This is a genomic window from Stenotrophomonas pictorum JCM 9942 (assembly GCF_001431585.1).
Lineage (GTDB): Bacteria > Pseudomonadota > Gammaproteobacteria > Xanthomonadales > Xanthomonadaceae > Stenotrophomonas > Stenotrophomonas pictorum.
In genome coordinates, this window is the sequence record NZ_LLXS01000061.1 from 1 (window position 1) to 2,080 (window position 2,080).

A 2,080-nucleotide genomic window follows, 5' to 3' on the forward strand; every position below is an offset into this window, starting at 1 on the left:
CGCCCCCCGCCACCCCCCCGCCGTTGCCGTAACCAGCAAGTCGCCCGGGTAGGCAATGCGCCCCCGGGACTTATTCAATGCCTGCATTGAGGCGTCTCCCCGGGTGCGGCCGATGACCTTACCCGGGCTACTCGGCTGATCAACGGCCCGGCCATTCGCTCAAGCCGCACCCGCCTGGCGGGCTTGCTCATTCCGATTGGCAGGTGCCAGGGACCGTACCGCCGATGCCACGGCGGCGACGCGCCCCAGACATCGATTCGACTTACAGCACATAAGGAGACGACTCATGCGTTTGTGGATGATGCTTCTACTCGCCCTGGGACTGGCAGGCGGATTTAACTGGTGGAGCAAGCGTGCCCCCTCCGCCCTTCCCACGATCACCGCAGACAGCGGGGTCAGCAGCAATGGATTCATTCCGGTGGAAATGCCCGGCGGCACACCACGTAATACCGTATTGGTTCTGGCGCCACCCAACTGTCCTTCGGAGCAGGCGCAAAAGGCCGAAGCCCTGATCCAGGCACTGAAAGATCATGGTATTCCCGTCAAAAGGGGCAGCTCGATTTCCTTCGAGCTTGCAAATCCCGATGCGGAGCAGCGTGCGGCGGTGGATCGCACCGTCGAGGTTTTCAAACAGGGCGCGCCAGCCGTATTTATCAACGGCATGGGAATGTCCAACCCCAGCTTCGCGCAGGTTGCTGCAGTTTACGAAGACAGCCGTCGCTAGAGCGGTTTGCGTCGAGGCGATGCAGGATATGGAAGATGCCCCGCCTGCTGGCGTTTGGGTCCGCCGCGCCAGCATCTGCGACGGGCGGCTCCCATCCGCCGGATAAGCTCCGAGCTACTCCGTTGAGGTTTTTTTTGCGGTTCCGGTGAAGTTCGGAACCGGCGCTTCCGGGCCTGTGCGCCATCCAGCGGTGGCTTCTGGAGCGGTCCATACGTCGCCACCAGCTTTCTCCGTGCAGTCCACCGTGATGACCGGAAAGCCGGTCGCAGCCGCTGGATCTGGTTCGTGGTTGAAAACCGGACAGCTGAAAAAAAACGTTCCAGAAAGTTTGGCGTCCACCTATGGCCTTCAGATTGGACTTTCAGGATGAACATGAACCCGAGATCGGTGACGCTCAACGTCCATGTATTTGTGGCTGTCGCCAGTTACCTGGCCTGCTTCTTCTTTCCGGCCATCTATGTCGGTGGGAATTTCGAGCCGCAGTCGTCCCTTGGTCTGCTGCTTATGGGATGGGCAGCGGCACTTGAATTGAATTTCGGCTGGTTCGCCAATCCCGCATTTCTGATCGCGGCATTCCTGGCACAAAAGAAACCGCGGGCCTCGGCAATCCTGGCTGTCGTGGCGCTGGCATTGGCGCTTTCGTTCCCGCTGTATAGGCATGTGCGCGTGCACGAAATATCTTCACAGTCGCCGGTCAGCGCCTATGGTTGGGGATATGCACTGTGGGTGATGTCGATGGCACTGCTTGCGGCCGGACAGTTTGCCCGCCTCCGCCTTGGGCGTGAAAGCCTAGTCCTGCTGGCGGCCCTGTCAGCCGGAGGAATGGTTGCCATGATGTATGGAATCTATGGTGCTTCCGGATCTGGCGGACTGCAGGCGCACGCGAAGGAACGGGATCGCGTGTTTGATGCCAGCTGCGTCACTGCAGGCATGCAGGTTGTGCGGCGTGCAAAGGACGTGCGCAGTGTGTTCCTGGCACCGGATTGGAGTTGGACGATCGCACCACGAGGTTCGCGGGCATCCAAACTCAAATATCGAACGTATGGCGCAATCATGCGCAATGGCCTCCTGCGTAGTGGGAAGCTCGATTTTGTGGTGACGACCGCTCCCGAAGGACAGCAAGGCTACTTTCAGTTCACACCGGACAACATGGACGGCATCACAGTGCCGCAGCCACAAGGCAGGTATGCGGTGCTGACCCGGGCACGCGATTTCCCCTGGCCGCTCGGACTGCAAGGTGAAACCATTGAGATCAAGGATCGAGGCGACGGTTCATTGCTTGCCAGTGCCAGCTACGTGCTGGATACGCAATCGGGCCGCTATTGCGGTCCACCCGGAAATACTTTTTCGGCGCAG

Annotated in this window: 2 protein-coding genes; both read left to right on the forward strand. The window is 60.0% G+C overall.

Annotated features, from left to right (window positions below):
* The first annotated feature begins 286 nt into the window (after positions 1-286).
* Positions 287-724 (forward strand): hypothetical protein, encoded by a 438-nt coding sequence (locus ARC78_RS15275; protein WP_057506590.1) that lies wholly within the window; start codon positions 287-289, stop codon positions 722-724.
* A 366-nt stretch (positions 725-1,090) separates the two neighbouring features.
* Positions 1,091-2,080: hypothetical protein (locus ARC78_RS15280; RefSeq protein ID WP_145974373.1), on the forward strand; the 990-nt coding region annotated here is incomplete at its 3' end.

Bases quoted from the DNA above. Each gene is read 5' to 3' on its own strand.
- ARC78_RS15275 (WP_057506590.1), top strand. From the start codon at position 287: ATGCGTTTGTGGATGATGCTTCTACTCGCCCTGGGACTGGCAGGCGGA.